Origin of the sequence: Sphingomonas sp. NFR15 (assembly GCF_900103265.1) — a bacterium.
Taxonomy (GTDB): Bacteria; Pseudomonadota; Alphaproteobacteria; order Sphingomonadales; family Sphingomonadaceae; genus Sphingomonas; species Sphingomonas pollutisoli.
Genome location: NZ_FMWX01000004.1, coordinates 119,496 through 136,318, shown reverse-complemented (window position 1 = coordinate 136,318; position 16,823 = coordinate 119,496). Strand labels below are relative to the sequence as shown.

The 16,823-nt window shown below is 66.4% G+C and carries 17 protein-coding genes; 6 read left to right on the top strand and 11 right to left on the bottom strand.

The features are described 5' to 3' along the window. Positions 1 to 115: 115 nt before the first annotated feature. Together BLS81_RS11370 and BLS81_RS11365 are read right to left on the bottom strand one after the other, a co-directional pair. The gene (locus BLS81_RS11370; RefSeq protein WP_093223954.1) at positions 116 to 394 is read right to left on the bottom strand and encodes an SWIB/MDM2 domain-containing protein; all 279 of its coding nucleotides are present in this window, start codon (positions 392 to 394) and stop codon (positions 116 to 118) included. Positions 395 to 607: 213 nt separating this feature from the next. Further along, positions 608 to 3,055, bottom strand: coding sequence for a TonB-dependent receptor (locus BLS81_RS11365; RefSeq protein ID WP_256326202.1), 2,448 nt, complete (start codon positions 3,053 to 3,055; stop codon positions 608 to 610). A 256-nt stretch (positions 3,056 to 3,311) separates the two neighbouring features. On the opposite strand from BLS81_RS11365, the gene folE reads away from it, so the two are divergent. From folE to BLS81_RS11350, 3 genes are read left to right on the top strand one after another with little or no spacing between them, the layout of a single operon-like run. Next, positions 3,312 to 3,938 (top strand): GTP cyclohydrolase I FolE, encoded by a 627-nt coding sequence (gene folE / locus BLS81_RS11360; RefSeq protein WP_093224255.1) that lies wholly within the window; start codon positions 3,312 to 3,314, stop codon positions 3,936 to 3,938. Between the two features lie 5 nt (positions 3,939 to 3,943). Beyond that, the gene (locus tag BLS81_RS11355; RefSeq protein ID WP_176787141.1) at positions 3,944 to 4,708 is read left to right on the top strand and encodes an SDR family oxidoreductase; all 765 of its coding nucleotides are present in this window, start codon (positions 3,944 to 3,946) and stop codon (positions 4,706 to 4,708) included. Next, on the top strand, positions 4,701 to 5,099 hold the full coding sequence (locus tag BLS81_RS11350; protein ID WP_093223948.1) for a dihydroneopterin aldolase: 399 nt from the start codon (positions 4,701 to 4,703) through the stop codon (positions 5,097 to 5,099). Before BLS81_RS11355 ends, BLS81_RS11350 begins: the two co-directional genes overlap by 8 nt. 89 nt (positions 5,100 to 5,188) lie before the next feature. Here BLS81_RS11350 and leuA read toward each other — a convergent pair whose 3' ends face one another. The 7 genes from leuA to miaA all read right to left on the bottom strand — a co-directional run bounded on the left by leuA (position 5,189) and on the right by miaA (position 13,125). Then, positions 5,189 to 6,850, bottom strand: coding sequence for a 2-isopropylmalate synthase (gene leuA, locus BLS81_RS11345; RefSeq protein WP_093223946.1), 1,662 nt, complete (start codon positions 6,848 to 6,850; stop codon positions 5,189 to 5,191). 212 nt (positions 6,851 to 7,062) lie between these two features. Further along, positions 7,063 to 7,683, bottom strand: coding sequence for a TMEM175 family protein (locus BLS81_RS11340; RefSeq protein ID WP_093223944.1), 621 nt, complete (start codon positions 7,681 to 7,683; stop codon positions 7,063 to 7,065). Then, on the bottom strand, positions 7,680 to 8,285 hold the full coding sequence (locus BLS81_RS11335) for a YceI family protein (protein ID WP_093223942.1): 606 nt from the start codon (positions 8,283 to 8,285) through the stop codon (positions 7,680 to 7,682). Before BLS81_RS11335 ends, BLS81_RS11340 begins: the two co-directional genes overlap by 4 nt. A 253-nt stretch (positions 8,286 to 8,538) precedes the next feature. Next, on the bottom strand, positions 8,539 to 9,558 hold the full coding sequence (ilvC, locus tag BLS81_RS11330; RefSeq protein WP_093223940.1) for a ketol-acid reductoisomerase: 1,020 nt from the start codon (positions 9,556 to 9,558) through the stop codon (positions 8,539 to 8,541). A 169-nt stretch (positions 9,559 to 9,727) separates the two neighbouring features. After that, positions 9,728 to 10,243: an acetolactate synthase small subunit gene (gene ilvN / locus BLS81_RS11325; protein ID WP_093223938.1), complete on the bottom strand. Its 516-nt coding sequence runs from the start codon at positions 10,241 to 10,243 to the stop codon at positions 9,728 to 9,730. Between the two features lie 114 nt (positions 10,244 to 10,357). Next, on the bottom strand, positions 10,358 to 12,115 hold the full coding sequence (locus BLS81_RS11320; protein WP_093223936.1) for an acetolactate synthase 3 large subunit: 1,758 nt from the start codon (positions 12,113 to 12,115) through the stop codon (positions 10,358 to 10,360). Positions 12,116 to 12,201: 86 nt separating this feature from the next. Continuing rightward, a complete protein-coding gene (miaA, locus tag BLS81_RS11315) occupies positions 12,202 to 13,125 on the bottom strand; it encodes a tRNA (adenosine(37)-N6)-dimethylallyltransferase MiaA (protein WP_093223934.1) in 924 nt (307 codons plus the stop codon). Between the two features lie 105 nt (positions 13,126 to 13,230). On the opposite strand from miaA, the gene serB reads away from it, so the two are divergent. After that, the gene (serB, locus tag BLS81_RS11310) at positions 13,231 to 14,112 is read left to right on the top strand and encodes a phosphoserine phosphatase SerB (RefSeq protein WP_093223932.1); all 882 of its coding nucleotides are present in this window, start codon (positions 13,231 to 13,233) and stop codon (positions 14,110 to 14,112) included. Between the two features lie 61 nt (positions 14,113 to 14,173). Further along, positions 14,174 to 15,421 (top strand): MFS transporter, encoded by a 1,248-nt coding sequence (locus BLS81_RS11305; RefSeq protein ID WP_176787140.1) that lies wholly within the window; start codon positions 14,174 to 14,176, stop codon positions 15,419 to 15,421. Between the two features lie 19 nt (positions 15,422 to 15,440). On the opposite strand, the gene BLS81_RS11300 is transcribed toward BLS81_RS11305, so the two are convergent. After that, positions 15,441 to 15,839, bottom strand: a complete 399-nt coding sequence (locus BLS81_RS11300) for a cupredoxin domain-containing protein (protein WP_093223928.1) — start codon at positions 15,837 to 15,839, stop codon at positions 15,441 to 15,443. A gap of 205 nt (positions 15,840 to 16,044) precedes the next feature. On the opposite strand from BLS81_RS11300, the gene BLS81_RS20775 reads away from it, so the two are divergent. Further along, entirely contained in the window at positions 16,045 to 16,212 is a 168-nt protein-coding gene (locus BLS81_RS20775) for a hypothetical protein (RefSeq protein ID WP_176787139.1), read from the top strand. A gap of 39 nt (positions 16,213 to 16,251) precedes the next feature. On the opposite strand, the gene BLS81_RS11290 is transcribed toward BLS81_RS20775, so the two are convergent. Continuing rightward, complete coding sequence (locus tag BLS81_RS11290; protein ID WP_093223924.1) at positions 16,252 to 16,782, bottom strand: TetR/AcrR family transcriptional regulator; 531 nt, start codon at positions 16,780 to 16,782, stop codon at positions 16,252 to 16,254. Positions 16,783 to 16,823 lie beyond the last annotated feature (41 nt).

Here is a 16,823-nt window from a genome sequence, read left to right as displayed (position 1 = left end):
CTCGGTTGTGAAATCCGAGGCGCCAAACGAACATTGCTGGATCATAGTTCCGAATCGGTCGGAACCCGCCGGGAGGCGCGGGGCGCCGACGTGTCGCCGGCGCCCGCAAGACCGTTCAGGCCTTCATGTGGCCCGCGAGGTGCTTGTTCATTTCGAACATCGTCACCTTGTCTTTGCCGAAGATCTTCTTCAGCTTCTCGTCCGCGACGATTTCACGCTTGTTTTCAGGGTTTTGAAGGTTGTTCGCCTTGATGTAGTCCCAAACCTTCTTGATGACTTCGCTGCGCGGCAGACGGTCGTTGCCGACGATCGCGGCGAGATCCTCCGACGGCTGGATCGGGGCGTGGATGCCGCCGGTCTTGGGCGCGGCTGCGGCGGTCGGGGTTTTTGCCATTATGTGTCCTTCCTGCTGTGTGTCGTTCGGGCCGACATCGGTGTTACGCTACGATCAACGCGGCGCCGTGTCTGCGCCGCCTTTCCTCCGTTGTCACCTTGCCCGAGCGGCAAATAGCCCGTTCGTTTCGTAAGCGGGCCGGGGCGCGCTCGATACTGGCGGTTCCACACAGATGCAAATGCTGATCGTAACCGGGATGTTGAGCGTTCCGGCTCAGAACGCCTTGCGGACCGTCGCGCCATAGGTGCGCGGCTGCTGGACATAGCCGCTGTAGCTGCCGTCCTGCGCGACGGTGGGGAAGGTGCTGACGATCGCGCGGTCGTCGGTCAGGTTGCGCGCCCACAGCATCACTTCCAGCTTGGCGGCGGCGAGCGTCACGCCGAGGCTGGCGTTGAGGATGTGATAGCCCCAGGTCGCCACGTCGGGCGGCGAGCTTTCGGTCTGATAGGTCGGGCTCATGTAATCATATTCGGCGCGCAGATAACCGCCGATGCCGGGTGCGAGATCGTGCGACAGCGTCGCCGAGCCGGAGGCGCTCCACTCGGCGATGCCGGCCGGCCGCTGGCCGGTCAGGTCGCGGAAGAGCGGGGTTAGGCCGGTGCTCGGGTCGATCGGGCAGCGCACCGGATCATACCGGACGCAGGCCGCGCCGGTGAAGGAATCGTAGTTCGCATCGAGATAGGTGACCGATCCGGCCAGCGACAGCATCTTCACCGGCGCATAAGCCGCGTCGAACTCGAACCCCTTGACCGATTCCTGGCCCGCGTTGACGAGCGCATAGCCGAACCCCTTGAAGATGTTCGACTGGAAGCCCTTGATGGTCTGCTTGAACACCGCGAGGTTGGCATAGCCGCCACGGAACGCCGCTTTCACTCCCGCTTCGTACAAGGTGACGTTCTCGGGCGCCGCCGTGCGGCCGATGCCCGCCTGGTCGGGCGGCCGGCTGTCGGACGAAAGGTTGATCGCGCCCGCCTTCCAGCCGGTCGCGTAGGTGACGTAGGTGTTCACCGGCCCTAGATCATACGCCAGCCGCGCCGAATAGGTCACCTGGTCGCCGCGCAGCACGCCGCTTTCGCGCGCGTTGGGGAAATTCACCGGCGCATGGCCGGGCGCGTTGGCGTAGAAGAATTGCAGCGCGGTGAGCGGGCTGAACAGGCTCACCGGGATCGTCGCGCCGGCGGGGGCGGCGGGGTTGAGGATCGCGAGCGGCAGCAGCGCGAGTTCGCGGACATTGCCGAGATCGAGCGCCGAGAACGGGTCTTGCAACGTGACGAACGATCGCGCCGCCTTGCGATCGTTCATATACGATATGCCGCCGCCGATCTTCAGCCGCCCGGTCAGCTTGAAGTCCGCGTCGGCGAACAGCGAGAACGCGCGCTGGGCGAGCGTGTAGCGGTCGGAAATCCCCTGACCCGGCTGGAAATAGGTCCGGCCCGGCATGATCGCCGGGTTCACGAGCGATTGCAGCGTTTCGAGTTGCCCGACCGCGCCGCCCGACAGCGCATCGGCGAAGGCGCGCGCGTCGCGGCCGAAGCGGATGTCGCGCCCGGTATCGACATGCTCGTCCTGATAGAAGCCGCCGATCAGCCATCGCAGCCGCCCGGTGCCGTTCGAGGCGAGGCGGAGTTCCTGCGTGAAGGTCTTGATATGGTTGGCGGCCGCGTTGGTGACGATGTCGGCGCCGGTGAAGTCGACATCCTGCCGCGACTGGTTGATCTGGTCGCGATACGCCGTGATCGCGGTGAGCTTGGCGAACCCCAGGGTGTAATCGGCCTGCGCCGAGACGCCCCTCCCGATCAGCCGGTTGGTCGGATCGGAGTTGCTGGCGGAGGTGCGGGCGAAAATGTCGCTCGCGTCGCTGATCGGCTTGCCGAGGCCGGATGGCGCGGGGGCGCCGATCACCTGGGTCGCCGGGCCGTTGCGCACCGATGTGACGCCGCAGCACAGTTCGGCGATGCGGTTGTAGTCGCCGATCACGCGCAGCGCGAAATCCGCCGTGGGTTGCCACAGCAGGTCGCCACGCACCGAGACGCGGTGGCGGTCGTTGATGTCCTGCCCCGTCGTGACGCCGCGAATGTAGCCGTCACGCTCATCGACCGCACCCGACAGGCGGATCGCCGCCGTTCGGCCGAGCGGCGCGTTGAGACTCGCCTTGCCCTGCATCAACCCGTAATTGCCAACGCTCAGTTCGGCCTTGCCGCCCCAGCCGAAATCGGGCCGTCGGGTGACGATGCTGATCGCGCCCGCCGACACGTTCTTGCCGAACAGCGTCGATTGCGGCCCACGCAGCACCTCGATCCGCTCGACTTCGGGCAGATCGTCGATCGCCGCCGAGGTGCGCGTGCGGTATACGCCGTCGACGAACACGCCGACCGAGCTTTCGATTCCGTCATTGCCGTTGCCGTTGCCAAAGCCGCGGATCAGGAAGTTGGTCTGTCCCACCGCGTTGAATTGCTGAACTTTCAGCGACGGCACCACCGATTGCAGGTCGATCAGATCGACGATGTGCGCGCGCGCGATCGTCTCGGCGGACGTCACCGCGACCGAGACGGGCACCTCGCGGAGCGTTTCGTCGCGCTTGGTCGCGGTGACGACGATGTCGTCGCCGCTTCGCGCCGCATCGTCCGCCGCGCGAGCGGGCACCGCGGCCGTCAACGCCATTGCGGAGGCCGCGAGCAGCTCATATCTCATCGTGAATGACGACCCCTGTTTCGCGCCCGCCTGTCCGGCAAGTCACTGTTCTTGTTCCCCATGCATCGGTTAGCGCGGCGATGATTTGTGCGTCAATGGACTTGGAGACTATCGTCACGAAAGCCTGAGATCGTTTGTATTTCCGCCACTATTTCAACCGAAATGGCCATGATGGTTGGTGGGCGATCACGACGGCAACTATGTCGCGACGTATGAAGGATTTACGATGAACGAAGGCGCCGGCACGGTGATCTCGGATGACGGGTTTGAGGACGATGGCAAGGTCGCGGTTCCCGAAGATGTCGCCGAAGCGGTTCGAACGCTGATTCGCTGGGCGGGCGACGATCCCGCGCGCGAAGGGCTGATGGACACACCCAAACGCGTCGCGCGCGCGTGGAAGGAATATTGCGCGGGCTATGCCGATGATCCCGCCCGCCACCTCTCGCGCGTGTTCGAGGAGGTCGGCGGTTATGACGAGATCGTGCTGCTCAAGGACATTCCGTTCCAGTCGCATTGCGAACATCACATGGCGCCGATCATCGGCAAGGCGCACATCGCCTATCTGCCGGGCAATTACGTGGTCGGCATTTCCAAGCTGGCGCGGGTGCTGCACGGCTTCGCCCGCCGGCTCCAGGTCCAGGAACGGCTCACCGCCCAGGTCGCCGACTGCATCTGGGACAATCTCAAGCCGCTCGGCGTGGCGGTGGTGATCGAGGCGAACCATGCCTGCATGTCCGCCCGCGGCGTGCGCACCCCCGGCGTGACGATGACGACGAGCCGGATGATGGGCGTGTTCCGCGAGGATGAGCGCAGCCGCGAGGAGGTGCTGTCGCTGATCGGGTTCAAGGGCTGATCGCGATGCTCCGCACCGTGCTGGTGACCGGCGCCGCGCGGCGGATCGGCGCGGCGATCGCGCGGCGGCTCGCCGCGGACGGCCACCGTATCGTGCTCCACCATTTCCACTCGGCCGAGGATGCCGAGGCGGTCGCCGCCGAGCTGCGCGCCGACGGCGCCGAGGTGTGGCTGCTCCACGGCGACATTTCCGAAGATCCCAACCGCCTGTTCGCGCAGGCGCGCGCGGCGGCGGGGGGCGTGATCGACGGTTTGGTCAATTGCGCCTCACTGTTCGATTTCGACCGGCCGCCGCACGAGAACAGCGACCTGTTCGCGACGATGATGCGGACCAATCTGGCCGGTCCCGTCGCGCTCGCGACCGCGCTTGCGCGACAGCAGGGGCTGGTGGACGGTGCGGTGGTCAACGTGCTCGACCAGAAGATCGCCAACCTCAACCCCGATTTCTTCTCCTATTCTCTCAGCAAGACCGCGCTCGACAGCGCGACGGTAATGCTCGCGCAGGCGCTCGCACCGCGCGTCCGGGTCAATGCGGTGTCACCGGGGCTGACGCTGACGAGCCATGACCAGTCGCCGCAGGAATTTCAGGCGGTCGCCCGCGATAATCTGCTGCGCCGTCCGGTTCCGGTGGAGGATATCGCCGGCACCGTGGCGTGGCTGCTGGACTGCTCGAGCATCACTGGCCAGAACGTGTTCGTCGATTGCGGACAGCGCTTCATCACCCGCGACAGCGACGTGATGTTCGCGACACGGGAGCGCGCGCTTGACTGACGATTCCGCGTTCGATGGCCAGGGCGCGGGGCGGGCCACCTACACCGTGCTGCTCGACGCGCTGGAGATTTCAGCAAGCCTCGGCATCCACCCGACTGAACGCGCCGCCCCCCAGCGCGTGCTGGTCAGTGTCTGGTTGTACTGCGATTATGGCGAGACCGCGCCGGCGGATCGGATCGACGCGGTGGTTGACTATGATTTCCTGCGCGACCGCATCCGCGCGCTCGCCGCATCGCGCCATTTCGAATTGCAGGAAACGTTGTGCGACGAGATCGCCGCGCTCGCGCTGGCCGATCGACGCGTGACGGGCGCGCGGGTGCGGACGATGAAGACCGACATTTACCCCGATGCGCGGATCGGCTGCGAGGTGTTGCGGCGCCGCGGCGCCTAACGTCGCCCCGGCGTGGGCCGGGGGCGCCACGTTTCAGGCACTCGAAGCGCCAAGCTACGCAACGGCCGCGGCCTGCGCCGGGGCGACGATCAGGCTTGGTTTGCGGCGCTCAGCACCGCGCGCACGGAAGCGGTGGCGATATCCTCGTCGATGCCGACGCCCCATACCGTCCGCCCGTCGCCGGTGCGGCATTCGACATAGGCGGCGGCGCGCACGTCCGATCCCTTGCCGATCGCATGTTCGACGTAATCGGCGACTTCGAGCTCGACACCGAACCCGTCGTGGATCGCCGCCACCACGCTCGAAATCAGCCCGTTGCCACGCCCGCTCACCGAATGATGTTCGCCAGCGACTTCGATATCGCCGACGAAGATACGCTCGCCGCCGGGGCCGCGCGTTTCGTCATAGGCGCCGAGCACGAAGCGGTCGTCCGGCTTCGCCAGATAGCTCTTCTCGAACGCGCCCCAGATGTCGGCGGCGTTGAGTTCGCGGCTGGTCTGGTCGGCGAGCGCCTGGACGTGCCGGCTGAAATCGGCCTGAAGCCGCTTCGGCAACTTCAGGCCCTTGTCCTGTTCGATCACCCAAGCGACGCCGCCCTTGCCGCTTTGCGAGTTGACGCGGATCACCGCTTCATAGCTGCGGCCGAGATCAGCGGGATCGATCGGCAGGTAGGGAACTTCCCACAACTCGTCGTTGCGCGCCTCCTGCGCCGCGAAGCCTTTCTTGATCGCGTCCTGATGGCTGCCCGAGAAAGCGGTGAACACCAGATCGCCCGCATAAGGCGTGCGCGGATGTACCGGCAGTTGCGTGCAATAGGTGACCGTGTTGACGATCTCGTCGATGTCGGACAGGTCCAGCCCCGGCGACAGCCCTTGCGTGTACATGTTGAGCGCGACCGTCACGAGGTCGCAGTTGCCGGTGCGCTCGCCATTGCCGAGCAGACAGCCCTCGACGCGGTCGGCGCCCGCCATCAGCCCCAGTTCGGCGGCAGCGACGCCGGTGCCGCGATCGTTATGCGTGTGCAGGCTGATCGCGATCGAATCGCGGTTGCGGATATGCTTTCCGAACCATTCGATCTGGTCGGCATAGATGTTGGGCGTCGCCGCCTCGACCGTGGCGGGCAGGTTGAGGATCAGCTTATGCTCGGGCGTCGGCCGCAGCACGTCCATCACCGCTTCACAGACCTCGACCGAGAAATCGAGTTCGGCGGTGGAGAAGGTCTCCGGGCTGTATTCGAAATGCCAATCCGTGTCGGGCTGGGCGGCGGCGCAGTCGCGCAGGATCTTGGCGCCGTCTATCGCGATCTGCTTGATCTGCTCGCGCGTCAGCCCGAACACGATCTTGCGCCACGCCGGGCTGACCGCATTGTAGAGGTGGACGATCGCCTTAGGGGCGCCGCGCAGGCTCTCGAAACTGGTTTCGATCAGGTCGCGGCGCGATTGGGTCAGCACCTGCACCGTCACGTCGTCGGGAATGCGCCCGGTCTTGACCAGCCCGGAAATGAAATCGAACTCGGTCGCGCCCGCGCTCGGGAAGCCGACCTCGATCTCCTTGAGGCCGACCTTGACGAGCAGATCGAACATCCGCGTCTTCTTCTCGGCGTCCATCGGGTCGATGAGCGCCTGGTTGCCGTCGCGCAGATCGGTCGAGAGCCAGCGCGGCGGCTTGGTGATGGTGCGCGAAGGCCATTCGCGGTTGGGCAAATCGATTTGCGGAAATGGTCGGTATTTGGTCGAAGGATCGCGCAGCATGCTGGTTCTCGCTGGCTGAAGGGACGGGATGACTTTGGCCCTCAGGCGCGGTGTGCGTTGGGCGATGCCCGCGCACGGTGACGGTCGCGCCTAAGGGCGCGTAAGTCGAAGCAGCAGGGCGATCCCGGTCGTCATCGTCGGGTGCGATAGCGCGGCGGACGGGACGCTGTCCAGCCGGATCATGCGCTCGCGCGGGAAATCGGCGCGCTTCCTCAGCGGCGCGGCAGGAACAACGCGTCCACCCGGCTTTGCGGTAGCAACCACAGGACCGCGACCAGCGCCGCGCAGCCAATGCCGAGCCACGGCGAAACGAAGGTCAGCGGAATGCCGAGGGCGTACACCAGCGACGCGAACCAGCCCTTGCGCGTGCTCGCCGCGTAGAACCGTTCCGCGCCCGGACCGCGCTTGCCGGTGCGACGGATCGTCGCCTGCAGCCATGTGTAGCAGAACGCCGGGAAGAGCATCGTCGCGAGGTACAGCCACGTCGCCTCGCGGTTGAAATGATGCTCGCCGAGATAGGAGGTCGAGAAGGGCACCAGCGACAGCGCGAACAGCAGCAGCATATTCGACCACACCAACGCATTGGTGACGTGCGTGGCATGGCCGAACAGCCGGTGATGATTCACCCAGTAGATCGCGACATACGCGTAGCTCAGCACATAGGCGAGGAACACTGGCCACAAGGTCCAGAGCTTCGCCATGCCTTCGGAAATCGGCGGGTGAAGCTCCAGCACCATGATCGTCACGATGATGGCGATGACGCCGTCCGAAAAAGCTTCGACGCGGCCGACGCCGGGCCGGCCTTCGGTGTCTTCGGACGGCGTATCGGTCATTGTCCCTCGAATGCGGCGTTGATGGTGAGCGGCACGCTATCCGAAACGAGGTCGGTGAGGAAGGTCACGCCATAGTCGCTGCGCTTGATCGTGGTGGTCGCCTGAAAGCCGATCGTCGGCTTCTTGCTCATCGGATTCACGCCGCCGCCGATGAAGCGCGCGTCGAGCACCACTGGCCGCGTCACCCCGTGCAGCGTCAGCGTGCCCGCGATCGTTGCCTTGGTGCCGCTGACCGTCACGTTGGTCGAGACGAACCGCGCGGTCGGGAACTTGGCGGAATCGAGGAACTGGTCGGACGCGAGATGTTCGTTGAGGTGCGCGACCGTCGTCACCGCCTTGTCGGTCGGGAAGCTGATATCGACCTTGTCGGCCGCCGGCCGCTTGGGATCGAGCACCAGCGTGCCGGTCGGCTGAGTGAACTGGCCGGTATAGATGCTGAACCCCATGTGCTTGACGGTGAACAGCACCTGGGTGTGGAGCGGATCGACCGCATAGGTGCCCGCCGCGACCTGGGCGGGATTGGCGGTGCCGGGGCCGACGTCCGACTGGGCGAGGGCAGGGGTCGCGGCGAGGGCCAGCAAGGTGACAAAAGCAAGGCGCATTGAAGGGTCTCCGGTTGGGAGACGCGTACCTGGCGATGTCCGCCGCTCAGGACAAAGCCAGAGTTGGCAACCGATCGTTTCGCGAACGTGCGTTGTTCCGTCGCGAGCGGAGCAAACCACTTGGTCGCGAGGGAAAGCTCACCGCTTCCGGAGCGGAGCCCCACCGTTCGTCCCGGACGCAGTCGAGGGACACCCACGCGCTCCGCGCAGGGTGTCTCGACTTCGCTCGACACGAACGGGTGGGGAACTCAGCTCAGTTCTTCGCCTTGTCCACCAGCGCGTTGGCGCCGATCCAGGGCATCATCGCGCGCAGCTTGGCGCCGGTCTCCTCGATCGGATGGCGCTGCGCGAGGCCGCGCGCCGCCTTCAGCTCGGGCTGGCCGGCGCGGTTGTCGAGCACGAAATCCTTGACGAAGCGGCCCGACTGGATGTCGGCGAGCACGCGCTTCATTTCCTTCTTGGTTTCTTCGGTGATGATGCGCGGGCCGGTCTTGATGTCGCCGTACTCGGCGGTGTTCGAGATCGAATAGCGCATGTTGGCGATGCCGCCCTCATACATCAGGTCGACGATCAGCTTGAGCTCGTGCAAGCACTCAAAATAGGCCATCTCGGGCGCATAGCCTGCCTCGACCAGCGTCTCGAACCCGGCCTGGACCAGCGCGGTGGTGCCGCCGCACAGCACGGCCTGCTCGCCGAACAAATCGGTTTCGCATTCCTCGCGGAAGTTGGTCTCGATGATGCCCGACCGGCCGCCGCCGACGCCGCTCGCATAGGCGAGGCCGATGTCATGCGCGTTGCCGCTCTTGTCCTGATGCACCGCGATCAGGCACGGCACGCCGCCGCCGCGCACATATTCGCTGCGGACAGTGTGGCCCGGGCCCTTGGGCGCGATCATGATGACGTCGAGGTCTTCACGCGGCTCGATCAGCCCGAAGTGGATGTTGAGGCCGTGCGCGAACGCGATCGTCGCGCCCTGCTTGAGATTGGCGTGGAGATCGGCGGCGTAGATCGCGGCCTGATGCTCGTCGGGCGCGAGGATCATGGTGATGTCCGCCCAGGCGGCGGCTTCGGCGGTCGGCATCACCTTGAAGCCGGCGTCGGTCGCCTTCTTGGCGCTCGGCGAACCCTCGCGCAGCGCAATCGCGACCTCCTTCACACCCGAATCGCGCAGGTTCTGCGCATGCGCGTGGCCCTGCGAGCCATAGCCGACGATGGCGATCTTCTTGTCGGAGATCAGGTTCAGATCGGCGTCGCGATCGTAATAGACACGCATTGTTCGTTCCCTTTCTTTCCCTCTCCCTCTGGGAGAGGATACGAAGACTTGGCAGCTTGCTGCCTAGTCGAAGTTGGTGAGGGTGATCGGGCCGGCGGGCCTTCGCCCTCACCCTCCCGGCGCTTGCGCGCCGGGCCCCTCCCTCTCCCGCTGGGAGAGGGGTTTGTAACTAAGCCGCTTCCTTGCCGCGCGAGATCGCGACGATGCCGGTGCGGGCGACCTCGATCAGCCCGACCTCGCCCATCAGCGTGACGAACTTGTCGATCTTGTCGATCCCGCCCGTGACCTCGAACACGAAGCTGGAGATCGTCGCATCGACCACGCGCGCGCGGTACACCTCGGCTAGCCGCAACGCCTCGATACGGTGATCGCCGATGCCGCGCACCTTCACCAGCGCGAGTTCGCGCTCGACATGGTCGCCCTCGGCGGTGAGGTCGCGGACCTTGTGGACCGGCACCAACCGGTCGAGCTGCGCGACGATCTGTTCGAGCACCGCCGGGCTGGCCGACGTCACGATGGTGATGCGGCTGACCGCCTTGTCGTCGGTGATTTCCGAGACGGTCAGGCTCTCGATATTGTAGCCGCGTGCGGTGAACAGCCCGGCGATCCGCGCGAGGATGCCGGGTTCGTTATCGACGATGACGGCGAGCGTGTGCCGTTCTGCGGTCTGCTGCTGGATGTGCATATTACCTCGTCGCCCCGGCGCAGGCCGGGGCCGTTGGGTTGTGTTCGAGACGGCGGTTGCGCGGAAGCACCATAGCGGCCCCGGCCTGCGCCGGGGCGACGTTCGTTGGGATCATCACACCAGCGCCTTCGCGCTGTCGTCCATCTCGCCCGACACTTCGCTCGAATAGAGCAGCATGTCGGTATGGGCGGCGCCGCTCGGGATCATCGGGAAGCAGTTGGTGAGCTGCGCGACCCGGCAATCGACGATCACCGGCCCGTCATAGGCGAGCATCTCGGCGATGCCACCGTCGAGCTGGTCCGGCCCCTCGATGCGGATGCCCTTCCACCCGTAAGCCTCGCCGAGCCGGACGAAATCGGGCAGCGCGTCCGAATAGCTTTCCGAATAGCGGCTCGAATAGGTCAGCTCCTGCCACTGGCGGACCATCCCCATATATTGGTTGTTGAGGATGAAGATCTTGACCGGCAGCCGGTATTGCGTGGCGGTGCCGAGTTCCTGGATGTTCATCTGGATCGAGGCTTCGCCGGCGATGTCGATGACCAGCGCGCCCGGATTGCCGAGCTGCGCGCCGATCGCGGCGGGCAGGCCATAGCCCATCGTGCCGAGACCACCGCTGGTCAGCCACTTGTTCGGGCTCTCGAAATCGAAGTGCTGCGCCGCCCACATCTGATGCTGGCCGACCTCGGTTGTGATGATCGGGTTGCGGTGGTGCGTCGCCGCCCACAAAGCCCGGATCGCATGCTGCGGCATGATCTCCTTGGCCGAGGCCGGGAAGCCGAGGCTCTTGACCGCGCGCCACGTCTCGATCCGCTGCCACCAGTCGGTGAGGTCGGGCTTGGGATGCCGGCGCGCCTTGTACACGCGCACCAGATCCTCCAGCGCGCGGCCGGCATCGGCGACGATCGCGAGGTCGACCCGGACGTTCTTGTTGATCGACGAGCGATCGATATCGATGTGGACCTTGCGGCTGTTCGGGCTGAACGCGTCGAGCCGCCCGGTCACGCGGTCGTCGAAGCGGGCGCCGATGCACAGGACGAGATCGGCCTGGTTCATCGCGTGATTGGCTTCGTAGGTGCCGTGCATGCCGAGCATGCCGAGCCACTGTGGCGAAGAGGCGGGGAGGGCGCCCAGCCCCATCAGCGTCGAGGTGACCGGCGCGCCGGTGATCCGGGCGAGTTCCCGCAGCATCTGGCTCGCGCCCGGCCCGGCGTTGATGATGCCGCCGCCCGTGTAGAGGATCGGCCGCTCCGCCGCCGCCAGCATGTCGACCGCCTGTTCGATCAGCGCCTGATCGGCCTTGATCTGCGGGCGGTAGGTCTTGTGGACCGTCGCGGTCGTGGTGGCGGGCGTCCTGACGTAGCGCGCGGTCGCGACCTGAACGTCCTTGGGGATATCGACCACGACCGGCCCGGGGCGGCCCGAGGTGGCGATATGGAACGCCTCCTTGACCGTCTCGGCCAGCCTGGCGGGATCCTTGACGAGATAATTGTGCTTCGAGCAATGCCGCGTGATGCCGACCGTGTCGGCCTCCTGGAACGCATCGGTGCCGATCAGCCCGGTCGGAACCTGTCCGGTCAGCACGACCATCGGGATCGAATCCATCAGCGCGTCGGTGATGCCGGTGACCGCGTTGGTCGCGCCCGGCCCCGACGTGACGAGCACGACGCCGGGCTTGCCGGTCGAGCGCGCATAGCCTTCGGCCGCATGCGTCGCCGCTTGCTCGTGGCGGACCAGGATGTGCTTGATCCGGCCTGAGCGGAACATCGCGTCATAGATCGGCAACACCGCCCCGCCGGGGTAGCCGAACACGATCTCCACACCGAGATCGCACAGCGTCTCGATCAGGATATCGGCTCCACTCTTCTCGGTCACGGCAGGTCTCCTTGGCGCCTTTAGCCTTGCGCGCATAACATCGACGGAGCGGCGCTGCTACCCGCACGAAACATGCACGTCAACCGCTACGAGCGTAATAAAGTTGCTATTTGTACGATCTGCTCGGATGTTTCTGTCTCATCGGTGCGGATCCAGCTCGGCGGCGGCTGATTTCGGAACCACGTATATTGCCGCTTGGCATAGTGGCGGGTCGCGGTGGCACCCGCCGCAGCGGCGGTGGCGGCGTCGAGTTTGCCGCCGAGCAGCGCCGCGATTTCAGGCACGCCGATCGCGCGGCATACTGGCGCATCGGCGGGCACGTCGGCGCGGGCGAGTAGCGCGGCGACCTCGTCCGCGCCGTCGCGCACCATCGCTGCGAAGCGCGCATCGATCCGCGCGTTGAGCCAGCCGCGCTCGGGCAGTAGAATCAGCGCGGCGAGGTCGATCCGGTGGCCGATGCCGCCGTGCTTGGCCGCGCGCCAGTCGGCGATCGATCGCCCGGTCGAGCGCACCACCTCCAGCGCGCGCGCGACGCGGGCGGTGTCGGCGGGGTTGAGCGCCGCGGCCATCGCCGGGTCGCACGCGGCGAGCCGCGCATGCGCCTGCGCCACCGGCAGCGCGCGCACCTCGGCGCGGATCGCGGGGTCGATCTCGGGCACCGGTGCGATTCCGTCGAGCAAGGTGCGCAGATACAGCCCGGTGCCTCCGACCAGGATCGGCAGCTTGCCCGCCGCATGCGCCGCGTCAATTTCGTCGCGCGCCTCGCTGGCCCAGCGCGCGGCGGAATAGCCCGCATCCGCGCCGTCGACATGGCCGAACAGCCGGTGCGGCGCGCGCGCCTCTTCCTCGGGCGAGGGTCGCGCCGAGACGACGCGCAGATCGCGGTACACCTGCGCGGAATCCGCGTTGATGACAACGCCGCGGCGCGTTTCGGCGAGCGCCAGCGCGAGCGCGGACTTGCCGCTCGCGGTCGGCCCTGTAATGAGCGCGACCTTGGGAAGTCCGGTCATGCGACCATCTCTCCCCGTTCGCCCTGAGCCTGTCGAAGGGCGTGTTGCGGAACACGTGCTTCGACAGGCTCAGCACGAACGAGGAGGGAAAGCGAAGGGTAACGAATGTTCATCGCGACGTTGATAGCACCGGGCCGCCTCACGGCGGGCGATATTTCCGAAGCGCGCGACCGGCTCGACGCCGCTGGTTGTTCGAGCGTCGCTGGCGACTGGCTCGACGAGGGCGACGCCGCCGATCTCGCCTTCACGCTCTCGCCCGATGCCGCGCGGCCGGCGCTGGAGGGTGCGTTCGCCGGGGTCGATGTCGTCGTCCAGCCGATCGCCGGGCGGCGCAAGCACCTGCTCGTCGCCGACATGGATTCGACGATGATCACCGTCGAGTGCATCGACGAACTCGCCGATTACGCCGGCATCAAGCCGCAGATCGCCGCCGTAACCGAGGCGGCGATGCGCGGCGAGCTCGATTTCGAAGCCGCGCTCGATGCGCGTGTCGCCTTGCTCAAGGGGCTTGACGAGGCGGTCATCCAGCGTTGCCTCGACGAGCGCGTGACGATCATGTCCGGCGCGGAGGCGCTGGTGAAGACGATGCGCGGCTGGGGCGCGACCGCGATCCTCGTCTCGGGTGGCTTCACCCGCTTCGCCGAGCCGGTCGCGGCCAGGATCGGCTTCGACCGCGCGATCGCCAATCGGCTCGAGATCGCGGAGGGCGTGCTGAGCGGAACCGTCACCAAGCCGATCGTCGGCGCGCAGGCCAAGCTCGACACGCTCCGCACCGCCACCGCCCGCTCCGGCTTGCCCGAACACGCGACCCTCGCCGTCGGCGACGGCGCCAACGATCTCGCGATGATCGGCGCGGCCGGGCTGGGCGTCGCCTATCACGCAAAGCCGATCGTCGCGGCAGCAGCGGCGGCGCGGATCGACCACAGCGATCTCACCGCCTTGCTCTATGCGCAGGGCGTGCCGCGCGCGGAGTGGGTGCTCGCCTGAGTCGGCACCCGCTTGACCCGCCGCCGCGCGCGGGCGATCAGGCGCGATGCCTCGCCATACGATGACCGCGCATACCCGCGTATTGCTCGCCAGCCTGACCGGCACCACGGTCGAGTTCTACGATTTCTACATCTATGCGACCGCCGCGTCTCTGGTGTTCGGCCCGTTGTTCTTCCCGGCCGCCGACAAAGCGGTGCAGTTGCTGTCCTCCTATGCGGTCTTCGGCGTGGCGTTCATCGCGCGGCCGGTCGGCGCGGCGCTGTTCGGCCATTTCGGCGACCGGATCGGGCGCAAGTCGACGCTCGTCGCCAGCTTGATGCTGATGGGCGGATCGACCGTGCTGATCGCCTTCCTGCCGACCTATGCGCAAGTCGGCTGGGTCGCGCCAGCGATCCTGTGCGTGCTGCGCTTCGGGCAGGGGCTTGGCCTTGGCGGTGAATGGGGCGGGGCGTCGCTGCTCGCGGTCGAGAATGCGCCCAAGGGCTGGGAGATGCGCTACGGCATGTTCCCGCCGCTCGGCGCGCCGGTCGGGTTCGTGGCGGCCAACGGCTTCTTCCTGATCCTCGGCAGCGTGATGAGCGATGCGGATTTCCTCGCCTGGGGCTGGCGCCTGCCGTTCCTGACCAGCGCGGTGCTGGTGCTGCTCGGGCTGTGGGTGCGGCTCAAGCTCACCGAAACTCCCGCGTTCATCGAGGCCGAGGCTCGCAACGCCATCCCGCCCGTGCCGTTCGCCGAACTGCTGCGCGATCACCTCAAGCCGGTGCTCGCGGCGACCTTCTGCGTGGTCGCCTGCTACGCGCTGTTCTATCTCTCGACCGCGTTCGCGCTCGGTTACGGGACGAGCGTGCAGGGGCATGGCCGGCAGGCGTATCTGGCGATCGAGATGGCGGCGGTGCTGTTCCTCGCGCTTGGCGTGATCGTCGCGAGCGTGCTTGCCGATTGGCACGGCGTGCGGCGGGTGATGGCGTTCGGCTTCGTCGGCTGCATCGTCGCCGGGCTGACGATCGCGCCGGGTCTGGGCGCGGCATCGCTGTTTGGCGTGTGGCTATGGCTCGCGGCGGCGCTGTTCGTGATGGGCTTCACCTACGGTCCGCTCGGCGGCTTCATTCCCGAGTTGTTTCCGGCGGGCGTGCGCTACACCGCCGTCAGCCTCGCGTTCAGCCTGGGCGGGATCATCGGCGGCGCGTTGACGCCGATGGGCGCCGCCGCGCTCGCCAAGAACGATGGGCTGTGGGCGGTCGGCATGCTGCTGGTCGCGGCGGGCGCGCTCAGCCTCGGCGGGCTTGCGGTCGCCCGGCGCGCCCGCTGAGGCGCGCCGCAGCGACCGGTCACCGGATCACGAACACGCCCTTGTAATCGTCGCTGGCATCGGCGAGCGTCGTGCTGCTGAACTGATAGGTGCCGCCGCGCCGCGTGTTCGGCGCGAGGAACCGCACGGTCGCGCGCTCCCCGCTGCGCAGCACGATCTGCCCGTCGCGCGTCATCCCACGATCCTCCGGCCGCACGCGCGCGGCGGCGAAGAACGCCTCCTGCGTGAGATTGTGCCCCTTGTTCGACCGGTTGGTGACGCGCAGCACATAGGGTGCGCCCTGCCGCAGCGCGATCCGCCGCGGCACGAAGCCGTGATCGGTCATGGTGATCGCGATCGGCTGCGCCTTCGCCCAGTTCGGCGCCTGCGCGGCGGCGGGGGCGGCGAGCACGGCGAGCGTGAGGACAAGGGTTTTCATCGAGGAACCTCCGGTTGACTGTCGCATGTGCCAATGATGCGACGGCGGGATCGTTCCGCTGGCGGTGCGGCAGTGCGCCTCGGGGGCGGCCGCGCGCTGCGCTTCGGAGGTGATGACCTGCGAAAGAGTGCAAAGGTTGTTCATCGGAAGCACCGTACGCGGGTGTCACTTTTGGGGTGCGGGGTGGCGGGCCATCTCGCCCTTGGTGAAGCGGGCGGCGGTGTGGTTTGGCGCTGGTGCGGTGGACGAGCATGGCCGCAGCATGACGGAAATGGTGCGTGTAGGACAGGTCAGCAGCGATAAACAGGAGAACATGAGCTTTCCCGAATGCCATGCTCTACCGGGTTACGAGACGAAACGTGTCGCGATCTGACGCACTGCATGGCTCCTTGCTAGCCAGCGTGCCAGCTTATCAGGGCACAGAGGCGCTGATGATTTCATGGAACGTCGCGATGGCATCAGCCTCGGTGAGCTTGCCGCGGACGATCGCTGCCGACAGAGCTTCTCCCGCTCCAACGAGGCCGACGCACAACCGCGTTGCCGCTGGTCCGGTCAGTCGATTGAACGGGCGTAGAACAGAAACGAACATTTCGACGGACTGATCGAGAAGCTCGGCATAGACTTCTGCCTTTTCCGTGCTTCCGGCGAGTGCCGCACCAACGACGTAAAATTCCCCGGTCAGGTCTGCCGCGCAGCGGATGTAGGCGTGCGCAAGGGAAGCGATCGTCTCGTCGCGATCGTTGTCGGCAGCCGCCATTGCCTGGCGAAATGCCTCGACACGTTCGGTGTCGATCCAGCGATATAGTTCGATCAGCAGCCCGGAACGCGTGCCGAAATGGTCATACACCACCGGCTTCGACACACCTGCCCGCTCCGCCAGATGCCCGAGAGTCAGGCTGTCGGCGCCATCCTCACGAATTACGTCCAGCGCAGTAGTGAGCAACTGACGTCTCCGATCTGCCTTGGAAAGACGGCGCCCCTGCT